Below are 22,421 nucleotides of genomic sequence, written 5' to 3'. Positions count from 1 at the left end.
CCAGGTCCCGCAGCGGATGCCGGGCCAGCACCTCCTCCACCTCCGGCGTCAGCGCCCCCGCGAGCCGCGCCGAAGGGGACAGCGAGTCGTCGCGCAGCGTCTCCGCCGCGCCGAGCAGCACACCGCGGCCGTCGCCCTTCGGCACGCCGGCCGCTGCCCGCTCGTAGAGTTCGGCGCCCTCCTCCAGGACCAGGCCCAAGTCGATGCCGGCCGGCACCTTGATGCCCGCCGCACGGCGCCAGGTGGCCACGGGATCGCTCCAGGCCTGCACCCGGTACGACCAGCGGCCGACCGCGTCGGCGGTGACTTCGGCGCCCCAGCGATCGCTGCCCGGGGCCAGCTCCCGCATCGGCGTCCACGGCCCGGGACGGCCCTCGGGGTCCTTGAGCACGACATTGGCGGCCACCGCGTCGTGCCCCTCCCGGAACACGGTGGCGGTGACCTCGAACGCCTCTCCCACGACCGCCTTCGCCGGCCGGTTGCCGCTCTCCACGGCCGGCCGGACATCCCGTACCGGGATACGGCCGATGGCCCGGGTCCTACTCATGGTCCTCACCTCCACCGTGCTCGAAACCGGGCCCCCAGGGCCCGGTTCATGGGGACAGATGTGCGGGAAGGCCCTTACCTTCCCGCCGGGTACCGCCGCTCCGCCGCCGGCGGTCTTCGTCGCACCGCGGTGGCCGGCCGGGGCCGTTCGTTCTGGTCCTGCAGACAGGTGACCTGCTGTTCCTGCAGATACGTGAGCTGATTGGTGCGCAGATACCGCTCGGCCGCGTCCGCCGCCTCCCGTGCGCAGCGCTTGCCCATCAGCACGCAGAGCGTGTAGCCGGAGTCCTCGAACGTGGTCCGCACCGTGCGGTCGTTGGGTGCCGCGAGCATCACGCGTTCCCAGGCCCGGTAACGCCGCAACTGCCGGGCGACTTCGGCTTTGGCGGGTAGCAGCATGGCACCGATCACCTTTCGGGCTCGAGGGGCACGGTCTCCCGACGGTCGGACGGCGGCCGCGCGCAAGCGACACGGCCCCGTCCCGGCGATCGAGTTCTGTCACACATGGTGCATTCATGACCACGCAACGTCCTGTTGGAACTTCAACCAGTGGCGCGTCCGGGTGATCCGTTCAGACCGCGGGGGGCCGTTCGGTCGCAGGCCCCGACCGCCCCGGCTGTGCACTCGTGTTGCACGAACGGGCTAGCCCCCTCACTCTGAGGGTGACTCAGAAGCGATACACGCTCACGTTCCGTGCTCGGGGCTCGTCCCGCAGGACTGCGGGAGCGAGGAGGAGCTGAGCCTCGCGGTGAGGAGCCGACCGATGAAGACCGCAGTGCCCTGCTACTACCACCTCGACGTGGAAGTCAGCCCGGAACGGGTGGGACAGGTCAGCCGCATTCTGGCCGCTCACCTGAAGTTCTGGGACCTGGACAACCTGATCCAGCCCGTCTGCGGCGGTGCCGAGATGCTGCTCGAGGCCATCGACGAACACGCCACGGACAAGAACACCTCGATCGAGATGTGGTGGAACGGGCAACACCTGATCACCGCCATCGGGGACAACGACCGCGCCCTGCGCCCCGACCAGGAACTGCGAGGCTGCCTGGAGCACCTCGCGGCGATGAGCGACGGCTGGGGCTGCTGCGCCACCGAGACCGGCAGCAAGGTCATCTGGTTCTCGCAGCGCGCCCGCGCCGGCGAGCGCGTCCCGCTGGTGCCGACCGCGCCCGCCCCGCGAGAGAGCGAGGGCCTCGACGTGCCCCGCGAGGTGCGCGTCGCGCAGCTGGCCGGCCCCGCCGGCACACCCGACGAGGTCCTGGAGGAGGCTCGGTGACCCGTCGGCAGCACCGGAACGGGGCGTCCGCCTGGAGCGGGCGCCCCTATCCGCTGGGCGCGTCCTACGACGGGGAGGGCACCAACTTCGCCCTCTTCAGCGAGGTCGCCGAACGCGTCGAGCTGGTCCTCGTCGAGGACGACGGCACCCCCACCCGGGTGCCGCTGGCCGAGGTCGACGGCTTCGTGTGGCACGGCTACGTGCCCGGCGTCGGCCCCGGCACGCGCTACGGCTACCGTGTGCACGGCCCGTGGGCCCCGGCCGCCGGCCACCGCTGCAACCCGGCGAAGCTGCTCCTCGACCCGTACGCTCGCGCGGTGGACGGGCAGATCGACAACCACCCCTCGCTCCACGAGCGGAACCCGGACGGCCCCGACCCGGCCGACAGCGCCGGGCACACCATGCTCGGCGTGGTGACCGACCCGGCCTTCGACTGGGGCGACGACCGCCCGCCCAGCCGTGCCTACGCCGACACGGTGATCTACGAGACCCATGTCAAGGGCTTCACACGCACCCACCCCGGGGTGCCCGCCGAGCTCCGCGGCACCTACGCCGGACTGGCACACCCCGCGGCCGTCGAGCACCTCACCTCGCTGGGCGTCACGGCCGTGGAGCTGATGCCGGTCCACCAGTTCGTCCAGGACGGCGTGCTCCAGGGCCGCGGCCTGGCCAACTACTGGGGCTACAACACCATCGGCTTCTTCGCCCCGCACAACGCCTACGCCGCGCACGGCACCCGCGGCCAGCAGGTCGCCGAGTTCAAATCGATGGTGAAGACCCTGCACGCGGCCGGGCTCGAAGTGATCCTCGACGTGGTCTACAACCACACCGCCGAGGGCAACGAGAAGGGCCCCACCCTCTCCTTCCGCGGCATCGACAACTGCTCGTACTACCGCTTGGTCGACGGCGACTGGGAGCACTACTACGACACCACAGGCACCGGCAACAGCCTGCTGATGCGCCACCCCTACGTGCTCCAGCTGATCATGGACTCGCTGCGGTACTGGGTCACCGAGATGCACGTCGACGGCTTCCGCTTCGACCTCGCGGCCACGCTGGCCCGGCAGTTCCACGAGGTGGACCGGCTCTCGGCGTTCTTCGACCTCATCCAGCAGGACCCGGTGATCAGCCGCGTCAAGCTGATCGCCGAGCCGTGGGACGTCGGCGAGGGCGGCTACCAGGTGGGCAACTTCCCGCCGCTGTGGTCGGAGTGGAACGGCATGTACCGCGATGCCGTCCGCGACTACTGGCGCGGCGAGGACCATACGCTCGGCGAGTTCGCCTCCCGGCTGACCGGCTCCTCCGACCTCTACGCCCACAGCAGGCGCCGGCCCCGCGCCAGCGTCAACTTCGTCACCGCGCACGACGGTTTCACCCTGCGCGACCTCGTCTCCTACAACGACAAGCACAACGAGGCCAACGGCGAGGACAACCAGGACGGCGAGAGCGCCAACCGGTCCTGGAACTGCGGCGCCGAGGGCGCCACCCGCGACCCGGCCGTACGGGAACTGCGCACCCGCCTGCAGCGCAACTTCCTCGCCACGCTGCTGCTGTCCCAGGGCATCCCGATGCTCTCGCACGGCGACGAACTCGGACGCACCCAGCGCGGCAACAACAACGCCTACTGCCAGGACAACGAGATCTCCTGGATCGACTGGCGGCTGACCGAGGAACAGCGCGACCTGCTGGAGTTCACCCGGTACGTCATCCGGCTGCGCACCGGGCACCCCGTGCTGCGCCGCCGCCGCTTCTTCCTGGGCGAGACCCTGACCCGCGCGGACCAGCCGCTACCGGACCTGGTGTGGCTGGCGCCCGACGCCCGGGAGATGACCGACGACGACTGGCAGCGCGGCGACGCGCACTGCGTCGGCGTCTTCCTCAACGGCGACGCCATCGCCGAACCCGACCCCCGCGGCCGGCCCGTCGTCGACGACTCCTTCCTGCTGCTGACCAACAGCCACTGGGAGCCGGTGGACTTCCGACTGCCGGACGCCGGCTACGGGGAACGCTGGACGGCGCTCATCGACACCGCCGACCCGGAGGGCACCCCGGACGAGGCGGAGCGCAAGGCGAGCACGGACCTCACCGTCGGAGCACGCAGCCTGGTCCTGCTGTCGCGGCCGTCCAGGAAAACCCGCTGAGCGGGATCAGCGGCCGCGGCGCGACGTGACCGTGAACTGGGCGCCGTCGTGGTCGCGCAGCACGGCCTCGTCGCCGCTCTTGGACAGCACGCTGCCGCCGTGCAGCTCCGCGGTCCGGGCGCAGGCCTCCACGTCGTCGACGGTGAAGTGGACCTGCCAGTGCGGCCGGATCGTGGGATCGGGGGCCGCCTCCAGCGCCCCCGACTCGATCCGTGCCACCACGTCACCGCGGCTGCGCAGCACGACCTCCCCGCCCTCGTAGTGGACCTCGCAGCAGCCGGGGCGCTGTGTCGCCCAGTCGAGGACCTCGCCGTAGAAGATGGCCGCGTCGAAGGCGTCACGCGTATGCAGTGTGATGAAGACCGGCTGCGCGTTGCGCCAGGTCTCCCAGTCGGTGAACAGGTCGCCTTCCCAGATCCCGAAGGTCGCCCCGTCCCGGTCCGCCAGCAGCGCCGCCCGCCCGGGCGGCAGGGAGATCGGCCCGACCGCGGCCGTGCCCATGCGCTCCTGCACCCGCGCCACCGCCTCGTCCGCGCTGCGTACGGCGAAGTAAGGCGTCCACGCCACCGCCATCTGCCACATGGTCGCGACCCCCGCGATCCCGGCCACCGGCGAGCCGTCCGCCAGCGCGATCCGGTGCCGGTCGCCCAGCTTGGCCGGACGCCACTGCCAGCCCAGCACGGCACTGTAGAACTCCTCCGTCGCCGTGACGTCCCGGCTGGTCAGGCTCACCCAACAGGGCGCCCCGACCACGGAGTGTGATGAGACGACGTCCTTGGTGCCGGAAGAGGCGGGCATGTTGTGGTTCATGGTGTCGCGTCCTGATCTCGTCGGCCTGGCAGCCACCGGAGGATTGCACCCAGTGTCCAACCGGAACCGCTGTGGGCGCCTGCCGAGTACCCCGGCGACGACGCACAAACGGTGTCCCGGACCGGCCCGGTCCGCCCCGGTGGCACCGGGCGGGCCGAGTGACGACGATGGATGGGTCGGACACTGCGTCAAGGCACTCAAGCACCCTGTGAGGCCACACGGACAGCGGCGCACCGGACCCGGAGGTGACCATGCCCACGGACGGGGGCTCGGAGCGGATCTTCGAGTTGCAGGAGGAGATCCAGCAGCTGAAGGAGGCGGTCGTCTCCCACGCCGTCGTGGACCAGGCGATCGGAATGGTCGTGGTGCTCGGCCGGGTCTCGCCCGACCAGGGGTGGGCCGTGCTGAAGGAGGTCTCCCAGCACACCAACATCAAGCTGCGCAACGTCGCGGAACTGATTCTCGTCTGGGGGCGCACCGGCATGATGCCCGAGGAGATCCGGGCCGCACTGGAAGACGCCCTCGACCGCGCCGGGCCGACGCAGATCCCGGGAACACCGCCGGAGGGGTGATCTCCCGGCGGCCCGAGTCGCTCACCCGGTCTCGGTCAGCAGCTCCTCACGCAGATGGGCGAAGCAGCTGCTGAGCAGCCGGGAGACGTGCATCTGCGAGATGCCGAGCTGCTCGGCGATGCGGCTCTGCGTCATGCCCTTGAAGAATCGCAGGTAGAGGATGATCCGCTCGCGCTCCGGCAGCGCTTCCAGGCAGGGCCTGACGGCCACCCTGTTGACGACGGTGTCGAAGGCCGGGTCCGGCCCGCCGATCGCGTCCCCGAGGGCGTAGCCGTCCGTCCCCGGCATCTCCGCCTCCAGTGACAGCGCGGAGAAGCACTCCAGCGCCTCCATACCGGTGCGGACCTCGCCCTCGGTGAGGTGGGCGTACTCGGCGATCTCGGCGACGGTGGGGGAGCGCCCGGGGGTGGTCTGCGACAGCTCCTTGGCGGCGTGCCGCACCCGGTTGCGCAGGTCCTGCACCCGGCGGGGCACGTGCAGCGTCCACATGTGGTCACGGAAGTGGCGCTTGATCTCGCCGGTGACCGTCGGTACGGCGTAGGCCTCGAAGGCGTTGCCGCGCGCCGGGTCGTAGTGGTCGACGGCCTTGACGAGACCCAGGGCGGCCACCTGGTACAGGTCCTCCAGGGCCTCGCCCCGGCCGCGGAAACGGACGGCGATCCGCTCGGCCATGGGCAGCCAGGCCTCGACCAGCTCGTCGCGCAGGGCCTTGCGCTCGGGCCCCTCGGACAGCCGCACGAGACGTTCGAACGCGGCGGCGGTGTCGGGGGCGTCGTCGTGGGGGTGCGTTCTGGTGCTGCCGGCGATACGCATGATGCGCACCTCCCTGAGCAGGTGCCGAATGGACAGACACCGTGGGAAGCGCGGACTCGGACCTCACGGCGGGCACCGGGGGCCCGGGCGGCTCCCACGGACGTGCCTCCTGTCCGAAGCACTTCACGGCCCATTCCCGGGCGGGAAGATTACGAAACAATTCAGACAATACGCCCACTCGGCCTCTCTTGACTTCTCTTGACCTCTGCATGGATCGATTAGCTCTTCTGCAGAGCTAATCGCGGTGCGGAGGCGGACCTGCTGCGGCTGGTCGTGACACGGCCCGGGGTCGGCATCTCCGACGCCGCCAAGGGCCTCGGTCTGGCGGCCAACTCGGTGTCCACCCTGGTCAATCAGCTGGCAGGGGCGGGCTGCCTGGTCCGCGAGACCGACCCGGCCGACCGGCGGGCCGCCCGGCTCCGGCCCACGCCCGCCGCACGGACACGGCCCGACGGTCGGCGCCGGCGCCGCGCCGCCCTCGTACGGCGCCATGTGTCCCGCCTCGACGAGACGGACCGCCGGGCGCTGCACGCGGCGATCCCGGCCCTGCGCAAGCTGGCCGGCGCCCTGCACGAGGAGGCCGAGGAGTCATGACCCGGGACATCGCACCGCCCCAGGCCGACGCCCTCGCCTGCACCGGGCTCGCCTACGCCTTCGGCGACACCAACGCCGTGGCCGCCGCACTCGGTGTCGCCGCGGCATCGGCCCCTGCTGGGTCGGCCGGCCCGTTGATCTTCACTCGGAGAAGTGATGTGCGGCACGCCTCGGCAACCGCTTTCTCCGACTGTTTCCGGATAACCGCTGGGCACGGCTTGATCGCCGATCAAATGGGGTGAACTGCCTGGCCACAGCGCATTCTGCTCATTTGACAGTGCGCTGAGACCACAGATAGGAAGCAGCTTCCAGAGGTCGAGAGGGGCACCGTGTACGAGCCGAACGTGGTCGGGGACTGGCAGGAGTACGACGAGCATGCCGGTCTGCGGGTCCGCGTCCACCGTCTGGAACCGGCCGAGCCGCCCCGTGGCCGTGACGACGCCGCCGACGGGCTGACGTACTTCTGCCTCCGCGTGACGGTCGAGAACCGCGGCCGCCGGCACCTCGGTGTGCACCTCGAGGACGGCCAGATCGACGTGCGGATCGGCCCGGACGGGGAGAGCGCCTTCCTCGACTGGCGCAACTCGCAGTTCATCGAGGGCTTCGACGTCTATCCGCTGCGCCGGGTCACCGCCGTGCTGTACGCGGCCGGCACCGAGGCGTCCCTGAGCCTGGTGGACGTCCAGGTCCAGCTGCGTGTCGAGGAGGAGTGGACCGACCGCCGGCTGTGGTCGGGCGGCATCGGTGTCCACGAGGGTCCCGCGGGGACCCAGCAGGGCGCGGTGCGGGACAGCCTGGCGCACCAGGTGAGCGTCTTCCTGCGGGATCAGGCGGAGGAAGGCACCGCCTGATCCGGCGTCAGGGCATCCCGCCGGTCAGTGCGGGATGCCGTCGATGATCTCGCGGGCGCCCTGGCGCAGCAGGGCCACGGCGACCGAGGTGCCGAGCGTGGCCGGGTCGAGCCGGCCCGCCCACTCGTGGGCGTTCAGCCGCGTCTTGCCGTCCGGGGTGAACACACAGGCCCGCAGCGAGAGTTCACCACTGCGGTCCACCCGCGCGAACCCGGCGATCGGGCTGTTGCAGTGCCCCTGAAGCACATGCAGGAACATGCGCTCGGCGCTCGTCTCCCGGTAGGTGTCAGGGTCGCCGAGGTCGCTCACCGCGTCGATGAGATCGGCGTCGCCCTCACGGCACTGAAGCGCCAGCACGCCCGCGCCGATGGGCGGCATCATCGCCTCGGTGGAAAGGATCTCGCTGATCACGTCCTCGCGGCCGATGCGCTCCAGGCCGGACACCGCGAGCAGCAGCGCGTCGGCCTCTCCGGCGGCGAGCTTCGCCAGGCGACGGTTGGCGTTGCCGCGGAACGGCACGCACTCCAGGTGCGGATGCGTGGCGGCCAGCTGGGCGACCCGGCGCACCGAGGAGGTGCCGATCCGCGTTCCGGCCGGCAGTTCGTCCAGGGTGAGCCCGCCGGGGTGGATGAGGGCGTCCCGGATGTCGTCCCGCTTGAGGAACGCGGCGAACACGGTGCCCGCGGGGAGCGGCCGGTCGGCGGGCACGTCCTTCACGCAGTGCACGGCGAGATCGGCCTCCCCGGCCAGCAGCGCCGCGTCGACCTCCTTGGTGAACGCGCCCTTGCCCTCGACCTGGGACAGATCGCCCATCCACTTGTCGCCGGTGGTCTTCACCGGCACCACCTCGGTGCGCACTCCGGGGTGGGCGGCGGCCAACTCGGCCCGGACGCGTTCCACTTGGGCGAGCGCCATGGGCGAGTCGCGGGAGACGATGCGGATCAGTTCGGGGACGGACATGCGGACACGATAGACCCTCCCGCGGATGCGTTCGTGCCGTACCTCCCGCCGACCGCCCCGCGGCGCACGTCAGTTCGGGACGAGCGGCTCGCTCAGTTCGACCGCGCGCAGGGCCGCGGCGAGGGCCCGCTCGTCGCCCACGTCCAGGGCGGTGTCGGTGAGCTTGATGACGTGCTCGTCGCCATGGGCGAGGGCCGCTTCCAGCACCTCCTCCGCCGTGCGGTCCGGGGCGGGGACGGCGGCGACGGGCTCGGCGGGGGCGTACATGGCCGTGACCGCCGCCGACGCCGTCCACGCCGCGTGCAGGCTGGGCGCCCACAGCTCACGCGGGAGGGAGGCGAGGGTGCGCAGTACGGCGTTGGGCGCCGTCGCCGCGTGCACCAGCATGGTCTCCTCACCGTGCCCGTGGGTGGCGTACCGGTGGGTCGCGGCCCGCACCAGCTCGGCGAGACGGGCCCGGGCCGTGTCCGGATCGGTCACCTCGCCCGCCCACAGCGGCAGTCTCCGTACGGCCGTCAGCCGGTCGGGGAATCCGCCCCGGGGATCGTCGATCGGCGGCACGGCGTCCAGGGACCGCGCCGCGTCCGGTGCGGCGGGCAGCGGTGCGATGCCGGGGACGGGACGGTGCCGGGCCGCCCAGTAGCCCAGGCCGTGGGCGAGTTCGGCGAGCCGCGGGGCGTTCTCGCCGGCCTCCAGGGCGCGTACGGCGTGCCCGACGCGGATCACGGGGTGAGTGGAGCCGCCGTACATCCCGGGCAGCAGCCGCGGCCACCACACGGCGAGGACGTCCCGCCACGGCTGCTCGGTGAGCGCCCGGGTGAAGTAGACGATCCAGTCGGCGGCCCGGCGCGGTTCGCCCAGGGCCTCCCGCCAGCCGGCGTCGGTCACGGGAGCGAGGGGCGCGGGGAAGTCCTCCAGCTTGGGCCGGTACAGATCCAGCCAGCGGTGCACGGCGCCCGCCTGACCGTGCGCGGCGAGGGCCTCCACGACCATGGGGGCGTGGTTGGTGAGCCTGCCGAGCCGCTCCGGGCCCGAGGCGTGGAGGCGTTCGAGGGCTTCATCGAGAGTCCCGGACCTGTCGTGGGTGTCCATGACGGGACGCTATGCGGATGCCCCGCGCCGACGGATCGGACGCGGGGCGGAAGCCGCACCGGCCGAGAGGCTTAGGCCGTTCGACCGGGACCCGGGGGGTCAGGCGTAGGGGTCGAACGCGATGCCGGAGGGCTTGGCCGAGGCCAGGTGGTTGGCGAAGTTGGCGTCCTTCAGGCCGAAATTGGCGCTGCCGAAGTTGTAGGCGGAGAGCTTGTCGCGCACGCCCGCCGGGTAGCCGTTCCAGCCGACCAGCGGCGGGTACTGCCAGGTGCCCTTGTGGTTCTCCGGCGGCTCGTCGCCCGAGTTGGCCAGGCGGAAGCAGTGCGTGCTGACGCCGTCCTTGTGATACACGATCTTCGCGTGCGTGCCGTCGAAGCGGACCGCGGACGCCGCGTGCACGTCGAACGAGCCGTGGGCGGACGTCGACACGTACTTGACCTGGTTGTCCTGCACGAACACCGCGACGTGCTCGAAGTCGTGCCGGTGGCCGCCGATGCTGCTCCCGGCGACGGCCTGGTCCTTCTCGAAGTAGAGGGCGTACAGGATGGCGCACCAGCCGTTGTTGCACTTGTAGCGCGAGTAGCCGTTGGTGTTGTCGAGGTCCGAGGCGTCGCGGCAGTCGCCGTTGAGGGCGCCGGTCGGATTGAGCCCGCCGTTGACCGCGCCGTCCGCGCCGATGGCGGGCGTGGAGTAGCAGCCGTCGGTGTCGTAGTCGTAGGCGGGCTGGTACGTCTGCTCCAGCGACTCCGCGTTGGCGGGCAGCGCTCGCGGCGGCGCGGCGAAGGCCGTGGCGGGGAAGGCGAGGACGAGGGCGGCGGCACCGGCCAGGCCGGTGAGCCATCTCCTGCGGGGAGCGAACGGGCGTGACGACACTGCGTCCTCCTCTTGGGCGCAGCCCAACGGCTGTGGGGGAAAGGGAGGTTCAGCTTCCAGGCTGAACGCGTCCATGCCAAGAGGGGTGAGTGATCTCAGGAGTGAATCACTGCCCAACAACCGGCGTCCGGGTACCGTTTCAGACCAGGTCGTCCGGGATGTCGGCCGCCGCCTCCTCGGGCGCGAGATCCGGCCGGAGCCGCAGCCAGGACGGCTGTCGCAACAGGCCCTCCCGGGTGCGGGTGCTGTAGCGGACCTCGCCGACCAGCCGGGGGAGGACCCAGTGCGCGCCCGGGGCGCGCGGGGCCGGGTCGAAGGGGCAGACGTCGCTCGCGGCGGCCCGCAGCAGCCCGGCGAGCTCTGTCCGTTCGGCCTCGCTCCAGCCGGTGCCCACGCTCCCGACGTAACGCAGCCGCCCGGCGGCACGCTGCCCGACCAGCACCGCACCCGGCAGTCCGGTGAGCCGTCCCTTGCCGGGCTGCCAGCCGCCGACCAGGACGTCCTCGGTGCGCATGTTGCGGATCTTGATCCAGGCCCGGGAGCGCACCCCCGGTTCGTACACCGAGTCCAGCCGTTTGCAGACCAGGCCCTCCAGGCCGTGCGCACGGGTGGCGGCCAGGGCCTCGGCGCCGTGGCCGATCAGTGCCGCTGGGGTCGACCAGGCGGGCCCGGCGAGCCCGAGGTCCTCCAGTGCCGAGCGGCGTCGCGTGTAGGGGAGCCGGATCAGGGAGTGGGTCTCCAGGTGCATCAGGTCGAACAGCACGAGGTGGACCGGGACCTCCGCCGCCCGCCGCGCCGCCCTGGCCGGTGCGTGGGCCAGGCCCATCCGGGACTGGAGCAACTGGAAGTTCGCACGGCCCTGTTCGTCCAGGGCCAGGATCTCCCCGTCCAGCACGGCGGGCACGGGCCCGAGGGCGGTGCCCAGTGGCCGCAGTTCGGGGTACGCGGCCGTGATGTCCTCCCCGGACCGGGCCCGCAGCAGCACGCTGCCGTCCCCGGGGAGGTAGGCCACCACGCGCTGGCCGTCCTGCTTGGTCTCATAGGCCCAGCGCGCGTCCTGCGCGGCGGACGGCAGGGTGCCGGGCGTGGCGAGCATGGGCGGGATCAGCGGCAGGTCCACGGGTTGAGGTGTGGACGTACCGGGGTGCGGTCACGCGCCTTTCCCGCGTCTTTCGCCTGAACGGCGTCGATGCCCGCAGCCCGGTGGCCGGTATTGCTTGAGTTAGGCAAGTAGAGCGGTAGGGTGGGCGTATGGCTACCTCGTCGCCGTACGGCACTCTCCGTGAGACGTCGACGCTCGCGCGCGGGGACGGGCAGCGTGTGCTGGTCGTCGCGCGGGAGCCGGAACTCGCGGAACTGCTGTCCACCACTCTGGAGTTGGCGGGATACCGGATCAGTCTGGCCGACTCCGGGATGGAGGCGCTGGCGCAGGTCGAGCGGCGGCGGTTCGATCTCGTCGTCCTCGACGGGGAGCTGCCCGACATGGCGGAGCTGGGCCGGCGGCGCCCCGCTGTGCTCGCCCACCGTCCGCCGGCCCTCCTGCTGACCGTGTGCGACTCCCTGCCCGGTCTGCTGCCCGAACTCGGCCCGGGGGAGACGGACTACGTCACCAAGCCCTTCCGCGTGGCCGAAGTCCTGGCCCGGATCCACGTCCTACTGCGTGCCTCGGTCCCCGACCCGGGCCGTGCCGAGGAGCTGGGCTACGGCGATCTCGTCCTGGACGACGCCCGGTGCCGGGCGCGCCGCGGGGCGCGGGCGCTCGACCTGACCCCCGCGGAGTACCGCCTGCTGCGTCACCTCCTGGTCCACGCGCACCGGGTGCTCTCCAAGGAGCAGATCGGCAGAATCGTCTGGGGCGACCCGCGCGGCGGCAACGCGATCGAGCAGCTCGTCTCCCGGCTGTGCCGCAAGGTCGACCAGGACGCGCCGGCGCTGATCCACACCCGCCGCGGCTTCGGCTACTGGCTCGGGCGCGCCGACCTCGAACCCTGACGCCCTGTGAGCCGGGTCACGTCAGCCTTCTGTCAGGGGACTGACGGGAGAGCGTCAGTCCTCTCTGCTTGCATGAGTTCACCGAGGCCTCGACGACGCACTCCCCCCACACTGAGGAGAAGCATGGCCGACACCCTCGCCGACACGGCAGCGGTCCACGCGTACCCCATGGCCCGGGCCTCCGGCTGCCCCTTCGATCCGCCCCCGGACCTGACCGCCCGGCAGGACGAGGGCCGGCTCGTCAAGGTCCGTCTCTGGGACGGCAGTACGCCCTGGCTCGTCACCCGGTACGAGGACCAGCGCGCCCTGCTCCTCGACCCCCGGGTCAGCGCCGACATCACCCGGCCCGGATACCCGCTCCAGGCCGCCGCCGGCGGTGGTGAGAGCAACGCCAGCTTCATCCTCATGGACGATCCGGAACACGCCCGGCTGCGCCGCATGGTGACCGCGCCGTTCGCGGTCAAGCGCGTGGAGGCGATGCGGCCCGGCGTGCAGAAGATCGTGGACGACCTGATCGACGACATGCTCGCCGGAGACGGCCCGGTCGACCTGGTGGAGGCGTTCGCCCTGCCGGTGCCCTCGCTGGTGATCTGCCAGATGCTCGGGGTGCCGTACGAGGACCACGACTTCTTCCAGGAGAACAGCAGGATCCTCATCAAGCGGGACGCGGCCATGGAGGACCGGATGGCCGCCCATGGGCGGCTCATCGCCTACCTCGACGAGCTGATGGGCGAGAAGATGGCCCGTCCGGCCGACGATCTGCTCTCCGGGCTCGTCGAGCGGGTCACGTCCGGGGAACTGTCCCGGCTCGAATCGGCCCGTATGGGCGTGCTCCTGCTCATCGCCGGGCACGAGACCACCGCCAACATGATCGCGCTCGGCACTCTGGCTCTGCTCGAACACCCGGAGCAGCTCGCGCGGCTGCGCGACACCGACGACCCCAAACGGGTCGCCGCCGCGGTCGAGGAACTGCTGCGCTATCTGACCATCGTCCACAACGGCCGTCGCCGCGCCGCCCTCGAGGACATCGAGGTCGGCGGGCAGGTCATCCGGGCCGGCGAGGGCATGGTCATGCCCAACGACCTCGCCAACCGTGACCCCGCCGCCTTCGCGGACCCGGACCGGCTGGACCTGGGCCGCGACGCCCGCCGGCACATCGCCTTCGGCTTCGGCGTGCACCAGTGCCTGGGCCAGCCGCTGGCCCGGATGGAACTCCAGGTCGTCTACGGCACCCTCTACCGCCGCATCCCCACCCTGAGGCTCGCCGCACCGGTGGAGAGCCTGCCGTTCAAGCACGACGGTTCGGTCTACGGCGTCTACGAACTGCCCGTCACCTGGTGACGGGCCGACCGGAGGAGACAGCAACCATGCGTGTGGAACTGGACGAGCCCAAGTGCGTCGCCTCGGGGCAGTGCGTGATGGCCGCCCCCGAGGTCTTCGACCAGAGGGAGGAGGACGGTGTCGCCTTCGTCCTGGACGAGCGGCCCTCGGCGGACTCCCTGGAGGAGGTGCGCGAGGCCGTGGCGATCTGTCCGGCCGCCACGATCCGGCTCGTGGAGTGAGCCACTCGATTTACTTGAGTTACGCAACGAGATGGTAAAGTGGCCTCCATGTCCACACCACCGCTCCCCGACGTCCCCTCCCCGGAAGTGATCGAGATCGAGCGCGCGCTCACCCGGATCACGTATCTGAGCACGCGCGCCCGCCAGCACGAGCGACTGATGGCCCTGGCGGGTGTGCCGCTCGACCGTGCCGCCGTCGCACTGCTGCGGCAGGTCGCCGACTCCGAGCCGCTGCGGCCGGGGGAACTCGCCGCGCGGCTGGGTGTGGAGGCCTCGCACGTCACGCGCACGGTGCAGCAGTTGCAGAAGTCCGGCTACGTCACCCGCGTCCCCGACCCGGACGACCGCCGCGCCCAGCGCATCGAGCTCACCGACGCCGGCCGGCAGGCCATCACCAAGATCCGTGAGGTCGGGGTCCGCGGCATGCAGCTGGCCCTGTCCGACTGGTCGCCCGAGGAGCTGCGGCAGCTCGCCGGCCTCTTCCACCGCATGGTCGACGACTTCCTGGCCTACGCCGCCGACGAGGAGCCCGAGTCCCAGTCCGCCCCGGCGGGCAGCGCCTGATCCCCGGCGCTGTGTGCTCCGGTGGGCGGCACCTGGTCGGGTCGCCGTGTGCCCGGGCGGTCGGCCCGTGACCCCCACCTGCACCTCCGTCACCGTGCGGCCGGGCTCCTCGGATCCGCCGGCTCGGCGACCGCGGGACCCGGCGGCGCGGGCTCGCGCAGCCGGCACAGCAGCAGCCGGCCCAGCGCGGGCAGCGCGATCAGCGGCAACAGCGCCGTCCGCAGGGACGTCGCGTCGGCCAGCGCCCCGATCGCGGGAGCGGCGAGACCGCCGACGCTCACGGTCAGGCCCAGCGTGACCCCGCTCGCCGTGCCCACGCGCCGGGGCAGAAAGTCCTGGCCCAGCGTGATGTGCAGCGAGAACGGCACATACAGGCCCGCCGACGTCAGCGCGACGAACGCATACACCGCCGGTCCGGGCACCAGGACCAGCCCGGCCACGGCCAGGACCGTCAGGGCGTACGACCGGCGCACCACCGCCAGCCGCCCGTACCGCTCGGCCAGCCGGCCCCCGGCCAGCGTGCCCACCGCACCCCCGGCGTAGAGCACGAACAGCGCCGCCGTACCGGCCGCCTCCCCACCGCCGGTGCGCTCCCGCACGTACAGCGAGACGAACGCGCTCAGGCCGACGAACACGACCGAGCGGCACACCACCGCACCGGACATCCGCAGGAAGGACGCCCAGTCGTCTCGGCCCACGGCGACGGACGCACCGGCGCTCCCGGCGACGGACCCGGCCGAACGCACCGCCGCCGCGCACAGGGCCGCTCCCGCCAGGGCCGGGACGACCAAAAGAGGAGAGACCTCCAGCCCGCCCGTGGCCACCACGGCGAAGACCAGCAGGGGCGCCAGGGCGAAACCGGCGTTGCCGCCGAAGGAGAACCAGCTCATCCCCGTGTGCCGGCCGCGGGCGACGGTCCGCGCCACCCGGGCGGCCTCCGGATGGTAGGCGGCCACGCCGACCCCCGACACGGCGACCACCGCCAGAGTCAGCGCGTAGGAGCCGGTCACCCCGCTCAGGGCCACACCGGCCCCGGCCGTCAGGGCGCTGAGCGGCAGCAGCCACGGCATCGCCCACCGGTCGGTGAGCACCCCGAACAACGGCTGCACCAGCGACGACAGCAGCGACGCCGCCAGGACGACACCCGAAGCGGCGGCATAGGAGTAGGCGCGCTCGGCGACGAAATACGGCACCAGAGCGGCCACGGCTCCCTGATACACGTCCACGCAGGCGTGCCCCAGGGACATCAACAGGACGGGTCGGTCGCGTCTCGAAGCGGTCACCCGGCGATCGTCGTCGGCGACACCCATGGCCCGCTTCCGATAATCTGCCGGACTGTGCCGAACATCCGCCACACCCCCGAGGCGCCGACCCGAGCCCAGCGGCTGACCGCCGGCGACCGCATCGACGCGCACCGGCACGACGACCACCAGATCGTCTACGCGGGATCCGGCGTAGTCGCCGTCACCACCGACGCCGGCACCTGGTTCGCGCCCGGCACCCGTGCCATCTGGGTGCCCGCCGGCACCGTGCACGCCCACCGCGCCCACGGCCGCCTCGACCTGCACCTGGTCGGCCTGCCCACCGACGACAACCCCCTCGGCCTGGACCACCCCGCCGTCCTCGCCGTCAGCCCGCTGCTGCGCGAGCTGATCCTCGCCTACACCCGCGACCCCGGCGACGACAGCCCCGAGCGCCGCCGGCTGCGCGACGTCCTGCGCGATCAGCTCCGCCTCTCGCCGCAGCAGCCGCTGCGCCTGCCCACGCCCGCCGATCCCCGGCTGGCCGCCGTCTGCGCGCTCGTGCACGCCGACCCCGCCGACCCGCGCACCCTGGCCGCCCTCGGCGCCGCGACCGGGGTGGGGGAGCGCACCCTCAGCCGGCTCTTCCGCGCCGAGTTCGGCATGACGTTCCCGCAGTGGCGCACGCAGTCGCGGCTCTACCACGCACTGCGGATGCTGGCCGACGGCCTGCCCGTCACGACCGTCGCCCACCGCTGCGGCTGGTCCTCCGCCAGCGCGTTCATCGACGTCTTCCGCCGCTCGTTCGGCTACACCCCGGGCGCGCACAACCGCCGCGCCTGACCAGGTGAACCCCCCGGTCCGCCCGCCCCTTTACCGCCCGGTAATATCGCGCGGCAGGCCATCAGAGGAGGAACCGTGTCCCGGTCCGAACGCTCGCCCCTGCTGCTCGCCGGCCTGCTGGCCGCCGCGGGGGTCGCCCACTTCGCCGCCCCACGCTCGTTCGACGCGACCATTCCCCGCGGCCTGCCGGGCACGCCCAGGACCTGGACCTACGCCAGCGGCGCCGCCGAGCTGGCGCTGGCCGCGGGCCTGGCGGCGCCGCGCACCCGCAAGGCGGCCGCGCTGGCCACGGCGGCCTTCTTCGTCGGGGTGTTCCCCGCCAATGTGAAGATGGCCGCCGACTGGCGCCACCGCCCCACGCCGCAGAAGGCCGCCGCCTTCGGGCGCCTGCCGCTGCAGGTGCCCCTCGTGCTCTGGGCCCGAGGCGTCGCACGCAACGCGGAGGGCCGGTCGTGAGCGCGCGCGTGGAGACCGGGGACAAGGTCGAGGACTTCGAGCTGCCCGACGAGGCCGGCACTGTGCGCACCCTGTCCGGGCTGCTCGCCGAGGGGCCGGTCGTGCTCTTCTTCTACCCGGCCGCCCTGACGCCCGGCTGCACCGCCCAGGCCTGTCACTTCCGCGACCTGGCCGCCGAGTTCGCCGCCGCCGGCGCCCGCCCCGTCGGCATCAGCGGAGACCCCGTCGAGCGCCAGCAGGAGTTCGCCGGACAGCACTCCCTCGGCATGCCCCTGCTGTCCGACGCCGACGGCACGGTCCGCGAGCGGTTCGGCGTGAAGCGCGGCTTCTCCCTGGCACCCACCAAACGGACCACGTTCGTCATCGCCCAGGACCACACCGTCCTCGACGTCGTCCGCAGCGAGCTGCGCATGAACGCCCACGCCGACCGGGCGCTCGCCGCCCTGCGCGCTCACCGGAGCTGACACCGTCACGAATGCTGTGCCGCGGTTGATAGCGGGCGGCAAAGGGATGATCCTGGACGAATGGAGGACGCCTCCGCTGCTGCGATCATCGACGCGCGCGGCATTGTGACGGGGTGGAGCGAGGGTGCCCGGCGGCTGACCGGCTATCCGGCCGAGGAAACCGTGGGCCGGGCCGTGCGGGAACTGCTCGCCGAGGACGTGCCGCCCGAGGCGGTGTCCGCGCTGTCCGGCACCGTCATGGTGCGCCACCGCGACGGCTATCTGGTCGGGCTCCGCGTCAGAGGGTGCGCCGTGACGGGCCCGGACGGCGAGGCGGGCGGATTCGTCGTCACCGCCGAACCCCCCGGCAGCGCCGAGACGTCCCTGGCCGGGCAGGCCTTCCAGCAGGCCTCCATGTCGATGTCCGTGTTCGACACCAGCCAGCGCTATCTGCGGCTCAACGACGCGGCCTGCCATGTCATGGGCGTGCCCGAGGAAACCCTGCTGGGGCGGCACTTCCCGGAGACCGTCGAGGAGGCCGCGCACAGCAAGGGCTTCAACTGGCATCTGCGACACGTCTCAGACACGGGCAGGCCGGTGCGCTACGAGAGCTTCACCGGCGCACCGTCCCTGAACCGGGAGCACGCCTGGAGCATCGAGATGTGGCCCGTCCGGGACGACTCCGGTGAGGTCCTGGGCACCGCCCTCGCCGCCTTCGACAGCACCGAGCAGTACTGGGCCCGGCAGCGGCTGGCCCTGCTGAACGAGGCGGCGGCCACCATCGGCACCACCCTGGACGTGGTGCGCACGGCCGAGGAACTCATCGAGGTCATGGTGCCCCGGTTCGCCGACTTCGCCAGCGTGGACCTGTTCGACTGGGTCCTCGGCGCGGAGGAGTCGCCGACCGTGCCCACCGAGGAGATCGCGCTGCGCCGCGTGGCGCACGGCTCCCACACCGAAGGCACCCCGGAGGCCGCCGTCCGCCTCGGAGAAGTGGACGTCTACCCAGGCTTCTCGCCCATCGCCCGGTCGATGCGGGAGGGCCGCGCGATCCTCAGCCAGGCGGGGGAGCCGTCCTTCATGCGATGGGTCGCCGAGCGCAACACACGCGCCCCGCAAGGACGCCCCTACCGAAAGGGCGTCCATTCGATGATGGCGGTACCCCTGCGGGCCCGCGGCACCACCCTCGGTGTCGCCGTGGCCGTCCGCATCAAGCAGCCGGACGACTACGCCGCCGACGACGCCGTATTCGCCGAGGAACTCGCCAGCCGGGCCGCGGTCTGCGTCGACAACGCCCGCCGCTTCGCCCGGGAGCGCACCACCGCGCTGGCCCTCCAGCACAGCCTGCTGCCCAGAGGGCTGCCCGGCCAGGCCGCCGTCCAGGTGGCGCACCGCTATCTGCCCTCCGGCTCGGCGGCCGGCATCGGCGGCGACTGGTTCGACGTCATCCCCCTCTCCGGCAGCCGGGTCGCGCTGGTCGTGGGGGACGTCGTCGGCCACGGCATCCCCTCCACGGCGACCATGGGCCGACTGGTCACGGCCGTACGCACCCTCGCCGACGTGGACCTGCCGCCCGACGAACTCCTCACCCACCTGGACGACCTGGTCACCCATCTCGCGTCGGACGACGAGGGCGACGAGGTCGCGGAACTCGGCGCCACCTGCCTCTACGCCGTGTACGACCCCGTCACCCGCCGGCTGAACCTGGCAGCCGCCGGGCACCCCGCCCCCGCCCTGGTGCTGCCCGACGGATCCGCCCGGCTGATCCCCATGAGCGCGGGGCCCCCGCTGGGCGTCGGAGGGCTGCCGTTCGAGGCGACGGAGCTCCAACTGCCCGAAGGCTCCGTCGTCGCCCTCTACACCGACGGACTCATCGAGGACCGCGACCGCGACGTCGACCACGCCACCGACGAGCTGTGCCGCGCCCTGACCGTGCCCGCCGACTCGCTCGACGCCCTCTGCGACACCGTGCTGAAGGCCGTACTGCCCGAGGAGCCCAGCGACGACGTGGCGCTGCTGCTGGCCCGCACCCGGGCGCTGGGCGCGGACCGGGTCGCCACCTGGGACGTTGCCCCGGACCCGGCGGAGGTGGCCGTCACCCGGCAGGCAGCCACCGACCAGCTCACCGCGTGGGGGCTGGACGAGACGGCGTTCGTCACCGAACTGGTCGTCAGCGAACTGGTCACCAACGCCATCCGGTACGGCGCCCCGCCCATCCAGCTGCGCCTGATCCGTGACCAGACCCTCATCTGCGAGGTGTCCGACGGCAGTTCGACCTCGCCGCACCTGCGGCGGGCCCACCAGGACGACGAGGGCGGGCGCGGACTGCTGCTGGTCGCCCAGCTCACCCAGCGCTGGGGCAGCCGGCAGACCACCAGGGGCAAGACCATCTGGTGCGAGCAGCCGCTCACCCCGCTGTTCTGACCACCTTGGGGGACGTCATTCCCCGGCGGCGTCCGAGGCGACCTGCGCCAGGGTGCGGCCGGACCTGGCCGAACGCGCCCGGCGCGGATCGGGTGCCCCGTGCGTACGCGCGCCGCCGGCCCGCTTCACGAGCAGCCAGGCCTCCTCGCCCCCGTCCGACCCGTCGCGGAACCGGGTGAGGGCGTATTCGCCGTGCAGCTTCGACCCGCTCAGCCGGAACGTGGCGTGCCCGCGCTCCAGCGACTCCGCGAAGTCCACGGGCCGGCCCCCGCGGTCGTGGCTCAGCGGCTCGTAGGTGCCGTGGTCCCAGACGATCACGGTGCCGCCGCCGTACTCGCCGCGCGGGATCACGCCCTCGAACTCCTCGTACTCCAGCGGATGGTCCTCCGTGGGCACGGCCAGCCGCTTGTCCTTCGGGTCCGCCGACGGGCCCTTGGGGATCGACCAGGACTTCAGCACATCGTCCACCTGCAACCGGAAGTCGAAGTGCATCGTGCGCGCGTCATGGATCTGCACCACGAACCGGGGCCGGTCCCCGGAGGCCGCTCCGCGCCCCCGGGGCTCGCCGGTCCGGCCGAAGTCGCGCTTGCCGCGGTAGTCCCGCAGCCGGTCCCGCTCAGCCACGAGCCGCTCCCTCCTGCCTGGGGGCCCCGGGTACCCGTCAGAACTCCTCGTGCACCTCGGGGTCCCCGCCGACCCGCCGATGCGGCCGGTCGCCGATGGCCCGCAGCTCCTCCTCGCTCAGCTCGAAGCCGAAGACGTCGAGGTTCGCGCGCTGCCGCTCGGGGTTCGCCGACTTCGGGATGGGCACCGCGCCCAGCTGCGTGTGCCAGCGCAGGACCACCTGCCCGGCCGACACCCCGTGCGCCTCGGCGATCCGCGCCACGGCCGGGTCCCGCAGCAGGGGCGTGCCCCGGCCCAGCGGACTCCAGCTCTCGGTGACGATGCCCTTGCCCGCGTGGAAGGCGCGCAGCTCCTCCTGCGGCAGGAAGGGGTGCAGCTCGATCTGGTTCACGGAGGGCAGGACGCCGGTCTCCTTCTCCAGCCGCTCGATGTGCGCGGCCGTGAAGTTGGAGACGCCGATCGAGCGGACGAGTCCCTCCTCGCGCAGCTTGATCATGGCCTTCCAGGAGTCGACGTAGCGGTCCACGCGCGGCAGCGGCCAGTGGATCAGGTACAGATCGACGTACTCCAGGCCGAGGCGGGCCCGGGACTCCTCGAACGAGGCGAGGGTCTCCTCGTAGCCGTGGTGCCGGCCCGGGAGCTTCGTCGTCACGACGATCTCCTCGCGCGGCGCCACGCCGGAGGCCACACCACGGCCCACCCCGGTCTCGTTGCGGTAGTTCGCCGCCGTGTCGATCAGGCGGTAGCCCGCCTCCAGGGCCGAGAGCACCGCCTGCTGGGCCTCGTCGTCGCCCAGCGGCCAGGTGCCGAGGCCCAGGGCGGGGAGCGTCGTACCGTCGTTGAGTGTGTGTGTCGGGATGCTGATCACTGCCGGACCTTCCCGTTGACTGTGTCGTCCCTCAAGCGTCACGGATAGGGTGGGCGATGATCAACCGGACAGGTGGGGGATGGGGACGGCGGACGGCATGGACAGCGCCGAGAGGAAGCCGGTGACGGGATCGGGGCGTCCCACCTCGCGGGACGTGGCCCGGCTCGCCGGCGTGTCGCACACGGCGGTGTCCTTCGTGTTCAACGGCCGGGCCGACGGCAACCTCTCGCCCGCCACCCAGGAACGCATCCGGCAGGCCGCGACCCAGCTCGGCTACCGGCCCGACCCCGTCGCCCGCGGCCTGCGCCGCAGCCGTACCGCCGTGATCGGCCTGGTCACCGACGAGATCGCCTCTTCGCCCTTCGCCGGACGGCTGCTGCGCGGCGCCATGGACACCGCCTGGGCCGGGGAGCACCTGGTCCTCACCGTCGACTCCGGCGGCGACCCGGCCAAGGAGGACGCGGCGGTCGCCGAGCTCCTCGACCGGCGCGTCGACGGCATCATCTACGCGGCCATGTCCCTGCGCCGCGTCCGCGTCCCCGAGGGACTGCACCGCACCCACTCCGTACTGGCCAACTGCCTGCCCGAGGACGACTCGCTGCCCGCCGTCATCCCCGCCGAGCGCGCGGGCGGCCGGACGGCGGCCCGGCTGCTCCTGGAGCAGGGGCACCGGCGGGTCGCGCTCGTCGGCGGGCAGGACGACATCGCCTCGGCGGAGCGGCTGCGCGGCTTCCGCGACGCCCTGCGCGCCGAGGGCATCACCGTGCCAAGGGAATGGGTCGTGAGGACCGGGGGCGAGATCTCCGGCGGGTACGAGGGCACCGTCCGTCTCCTCGACGGCGCCCCGGCCGACCGGCGGCCCACCGGGATCTTCAC

Annotated in this window: 25 protein-coding genes and 1 pseudogene; 15 read left to right on the top strand and 11 right to left on the bottom strand. The window is 72.4% G+C overall.

Annotated features, from left to right (window positions below; translation table 11 throughout):
• The coding region (locus ACWIF2_RS34025; protein ID WP_454364745.1) for a maltotransferase domain-containing protein at nucleotides 1-547 on the bottom strand (547 nt) is incomplete at its 3' end.
• Nucleotides 548-621: 74 nt separating this feature from the next.
• Entirely contained in the window at nucleotides 622-945 is a 324-nt protein-coding gene (locus tag ACWIF2_RS34020) for a DUF5133 domain-containing protein (RefSeq protein WP_454364744.1), read from the bottom strand.
• A gap of 364 nt (nucleotides 946-1,309) precedes the next feature.
• On the opposite strand from ACWIF2_RS34020, the gene ACWIF2_RS34015 reads away from it, so the two are divergent.
• Entirely contained in the window at nucleotides 1,310-1,822 is a 513-nt protein-coding gene (locus ACWIF2_RS34015; protein WP_454364743.1) for a pep a2, read from the top strand.
• Nucleotides 1,819-3,963 (top strand): glycogen debranching protein GlgX, encoded by a 2,145-nt coding sequence (glgX, locus tag ACWIF2_RS34010; RefSeq protein ID WP_454364742.1) that lies wholly within the window; start codon nucleotides 1,819-1,821, stop codon nucleotides 3,961-3,963. The genes ACWIF2_RS34015 and glgX overlap by 4 nt, the downstream gene beginning before the upstream one ends.
• A 6-nt stretch (nucleotides 3,964-3,969) precedes the next feature.
• Here the strand turns inward: glgX and ACWIF2_RS34005 are convergent, their stop codons facing one another.
• Nucleotides 3,970-4,773: a VOC family protein gene (locus tag ACWIF2_RS34005; RefSeq protein ID WP_454364741.1), complete on the bottom strand. Its 804-nt coding sequence runs from the start codon at nucleotides 4,771-4,773 to the stop codon at nucleotides 3,970-3,972.
• A 251-nt stretch (nucleotides 4,774-5,024) separates the two neighbouring features.
• Here ACWIF2_RS34005 and ACWIF2_RS34000 point away from each other — a divergent pair, with 251 nt between their 5' ends.
• Nucleotides 5,025-5,345 (top strand): ANTAR domain-containing protein, encoded by a 321-nt coding sequence (locus ACWIF2_RS34000; RefSeq protein WP_454364740.1) that lies wholly within the window; start codon nucleotides 5,025-5,027, stop codon nucleotides 5,343-5,345.
• Between the two features lie 21 nt (nucleotides 5,346-5,366).
• On the opposite strand, the gene ACWIF2_RS33995 is transcribed toward ACWIF2_RS34000, so the two are convergent.
• On the bottom strand, nucleotides 5,367-6,158 hold the full coding sequence (locus tag ACWIF2_RS33995; protein WP_454364739.1) for an RNA polymerase sigma factor SigF: 792 nt from the start codon (nucleotides 6,156-6,158) through the stop codon (nucleotides 5,367-5,369).
• Nucleotides 6,159-6,398: 240 nt separating this feature from the next.
• On the opposite strand from ACWIF2_RS33995, the pseudogene ACWIF2_RS33990 reads away from it, so the two are divergent.
• The 3 genes and pseudogenes from ACWIF2_RS33990 to ACWIF2_RS33980 all read left to right on the top strand — a co-directional run.
• A pseudogene (locus ACWIF2_RS33990) lies at nucleotides 6,399-6,752 on the top strand (MarR family winged helix-turn-helix transcriptional regulator); the annotation flags it as partial.
• Entirely contained in the window at nucleotides 6,749-6,994 is a 246-nt protein-coding gene (locus tag ACWIF2_RS33985) for a hypothetical protein (RefSeq protein ID WP_454364738.1), read from the top strand. The pseudogene ACWIF2_RS33990 and the gene ACWIF2_RS33985, both read left to right, overlap by 4 nt.
• A gap of 87 nt (nucleotides 6,995-7,081) precedes the next feature.
• Nucleotides 7,082-7,603, top strand: a complete 522-nt coding sequence (locus ACWIF2_RS33980) for a hypothetical protein (RefSeq protein ID WP_454364737.1) — start codon at nucleotides 7,082-7,084, stop codon at nucleotides 7,601-7,603.
• A gap of 24 nt (nucleotides 7,604-7,627) precedes the next feature.
• Here the strand turns inward: ACWIF2_RS33980 and hemC are convergent, their stop codons facing one another.
• The 4 genes from hemC to ligD form a co-directional block, all read right to left on the bottom strand.
• On the bottom strand, nucleotides 7,628-8,563 hold the full coding sequence (hemC, locus tag ACWIF2_RS33975) for a hydroxymethylbilane synthase (protein WP_454364736.1): 936 nt from the start codon (nucleotides 8,561-8,563) through the stop codon (nucleotides 7,628-7,630).
• A gap of 69 nt (nucleotides 8,564-8,632) precedes the next feature.
• Entirely contained in the window at nucleotides 8,633-9,655 is a 1,023-nt protein-coding gene (locus ACWIF2_RS33970; RefSeq protein ID WP_454364735.1) for a questin oxidase family protein, read from the bottom strand.
• 99 nt (nucleotides 9,656-9,754) lie between these two features.
• Entirely contained in the window at nucleotides 9,755-10,528 is a 774-nt protein-coding gene (locus tag ACWIF2_RS33965; RefSeq protein WP_454364734.1) for an NPP1 family protein, read from the bottom strand.
• A 139-nt stretch (nucleotides 10,529-10,667) separates the two neighbouring features.
• The gene (ligD, locus tag ACWIF2_RS33960) at nucleotides 10,668-11,648 is read right to left on the bottom strand and encodes a non-homologous end-joining DNA ligase (RefSeq protein ID WP_454364733.1); all 981 of its coding nucleotides are present in this window, start codon (nucleotides 11,646-11,648) and stop codon (nucleotides 10,668-10,670) included.
• A gap of 131 nt (nucleotides 11,649-11,779) precedes the next feature.
• Between ligD and ACWIF2_RS33955 the strand changes: the two genes are divergently transcribed.
• From ACWIF2_RS33955 to ACWIF2_RS33940, 4 genes are all read left to right on the top strand, one after another.
• Nucleotides 11,780-12,520: a response regulator transcription factor gene (locus ACWIF2_RS33955; RefSeq protein ID WP_454364732.1), complete on the top strand. Its 741-nt coding sequence runs from the start codon at nucleotides 11,780-11,782 to the stop codon at nucleotides 12,518-12,520.
• 123 nt (nucleotides 12,521-12,643) lie between these two features.
• Complete coding sequence (locus ACWIF2_RS33950) at nucleotides 12,644-13,861, top strand: cytochrome P450 (protein ID WP_454364731.1); 1,218 nt, start codon at nucleotides 12,644-12,646, stop codon at nucleotides 13,859-13,861.
• Nucleotides 13,862-13,887: 26 nt separating this feature from the next.
• The gene (locus tag ACWIF2_RS33945) at nucleotides 13,888-14,082 is read left to right on the top strand and encodes a ferredoxin (RefSeq protein WP_454364730.1); all 195 of its coding nucleotides are present in this window, start codon (nucleotides 13,888-13,890) and stop codon (nucleotides 14,080-14,082) included.
• A gap of 48 nt (nucleotides 14,083-14,130) precedes the next feature.
• Entirely contained in the window at nucleotides 14,131-14,646 is a 516-nt protein-coding gene (locus ACWIF2_RS33940; protein ID WP_454364729.1) for a MarR family winged helix-turn-helix transcriptional regulator, read from the top strand.
• An 89-nt stretch (nucleotides 14,647-14,735) separates the two neighbouring features.
• Here the strand turns inward: ACWIF2_RS33940 and ACWIF2_RS33935 are convergent, their stop codons facing one another.
• Nucleotides 14,736-15,893, bottom strand: coding sequence for an MFS transporter (locus tag ACWIF2_RS33935; RefSeq protein ID WP_454364746.1), 1,158 nt, complete (start codon nucleotides 15,891-15,893; stop codon nucleotides 14,736-14,738).
• Nucleotides 15,894-15,983: 90 nt separating this feature from the next.
• Between ACWIF2_RS33935 and ACWIF2_RS33930 the strand changes: the two genes are divergently transcribed.
• The 4 genes from ACWIF2_RS33930 (at nucleotide 15,984) to ACWIF2_RS33915 (ending at nucleotide 20,053) form a co-directional block, all read left to right on the top strand.
• A complete protein-coding gene (locus ACWIF2_RS33930; RefSeq protein WP_454364728.1) occupies nucleotides 15,984-16,730 on the top strand; it encodes an AraC family transcriptional regulator in 747 nt (248 codons plus the stop codon).
• 75 nt (nucleotides 16,731-16,805) lie between these two features.
• Entirely contained in the window at nucleotides 16,806-17,186 is a 381-nt protein-coding gene (locus tag ACWIF2_RS33925; RefSeq protein ID WP_189729852.1) for a DoxX family protein, read from the top strand.
• Nucleotides 17,183-17,650, top strand: coding sequence for a peroxiredoxin (locus tag ACWIF2_RS33920; protein ID WP_454364727.1), 468 nt, complete (start codon nucleotides 17,183-17,185; stop codon nucleotides 17,648-17,650). Before ACWIF2_RS33925 ends, ACWIF2_RS33920 begins: the two co-directional genes overlap by 4 nt.
• Before the next feature lie 60 nt (nucleotides 17,651-17,710).
• Entirely contained in the window at nucleotides 17,711-20,053 is a 2,343-nt protein-coding gene (locus ACWIF2_RS33915; RefSeq protein ID WP_454364726.1) for a SpoIIE family protein phosphatase, read from the top strand.
• A gap of 15 nt (nucleotides 20,054-20,068) precedes the next feature.
• Here ACWIF2_RS33915 and ACWIF2_RS33910 read toward each other — a convergent pair whose 3' ends face one another.
• Together ACWIF2_RS33910 and ACWIF2_RS33905 are read right to left on the bottom strand one after the other, a co-directional pair.
• On the bottom strand, nucleotides 20,069-20,677 hold the full coding sequence (locus tag ACWIF2_RS33910; protein ID WP_454364725.1) for a DNA polymerase ligase N-terminal domain-containing protein: 609 nt from the start codon (nucleotides 20,675-20,677) through the stop codon (nucleotides 20,069-20,071).
• 37 nt (nucleotides 20,678-20,714) lie between these two features.
• Nucleotides 20,715-21,545: an aldo/keto reductase gene (locus ACWIF2_RS33905; protein WP_454364724.1), complete on the bottom strand. Its 831-nt coding sequence runs from the start codon at nucleotides 21,543-21,545 to the stop codon at nucleotides 20,715-20,717.
• A gap of 97 nt (nucleotides 21,546-21,642) precedes the next feature.
• Here ACWIF2_RS33905 and ACWIF2_RS33900 point away from each other — a divergent pair.
• A partial coding sequence (locus tag ACWIF2_RS33900; RefSeq protein ID WP_454364723.1) for a LacI family DNA-binding transcriptional regulator occupies nucleotides 21,643-22,421 on the top strand: 779 nt, incomplete at its 3' end.

It is taken from the genome of Streptomyces sp. NPDC055506 (genome assembly GCF_053643595.1).
Note: the sequence above shows the minus strand (reverse complement) of the source record. Positions and strands in the feature narration are given on the sequence as shown.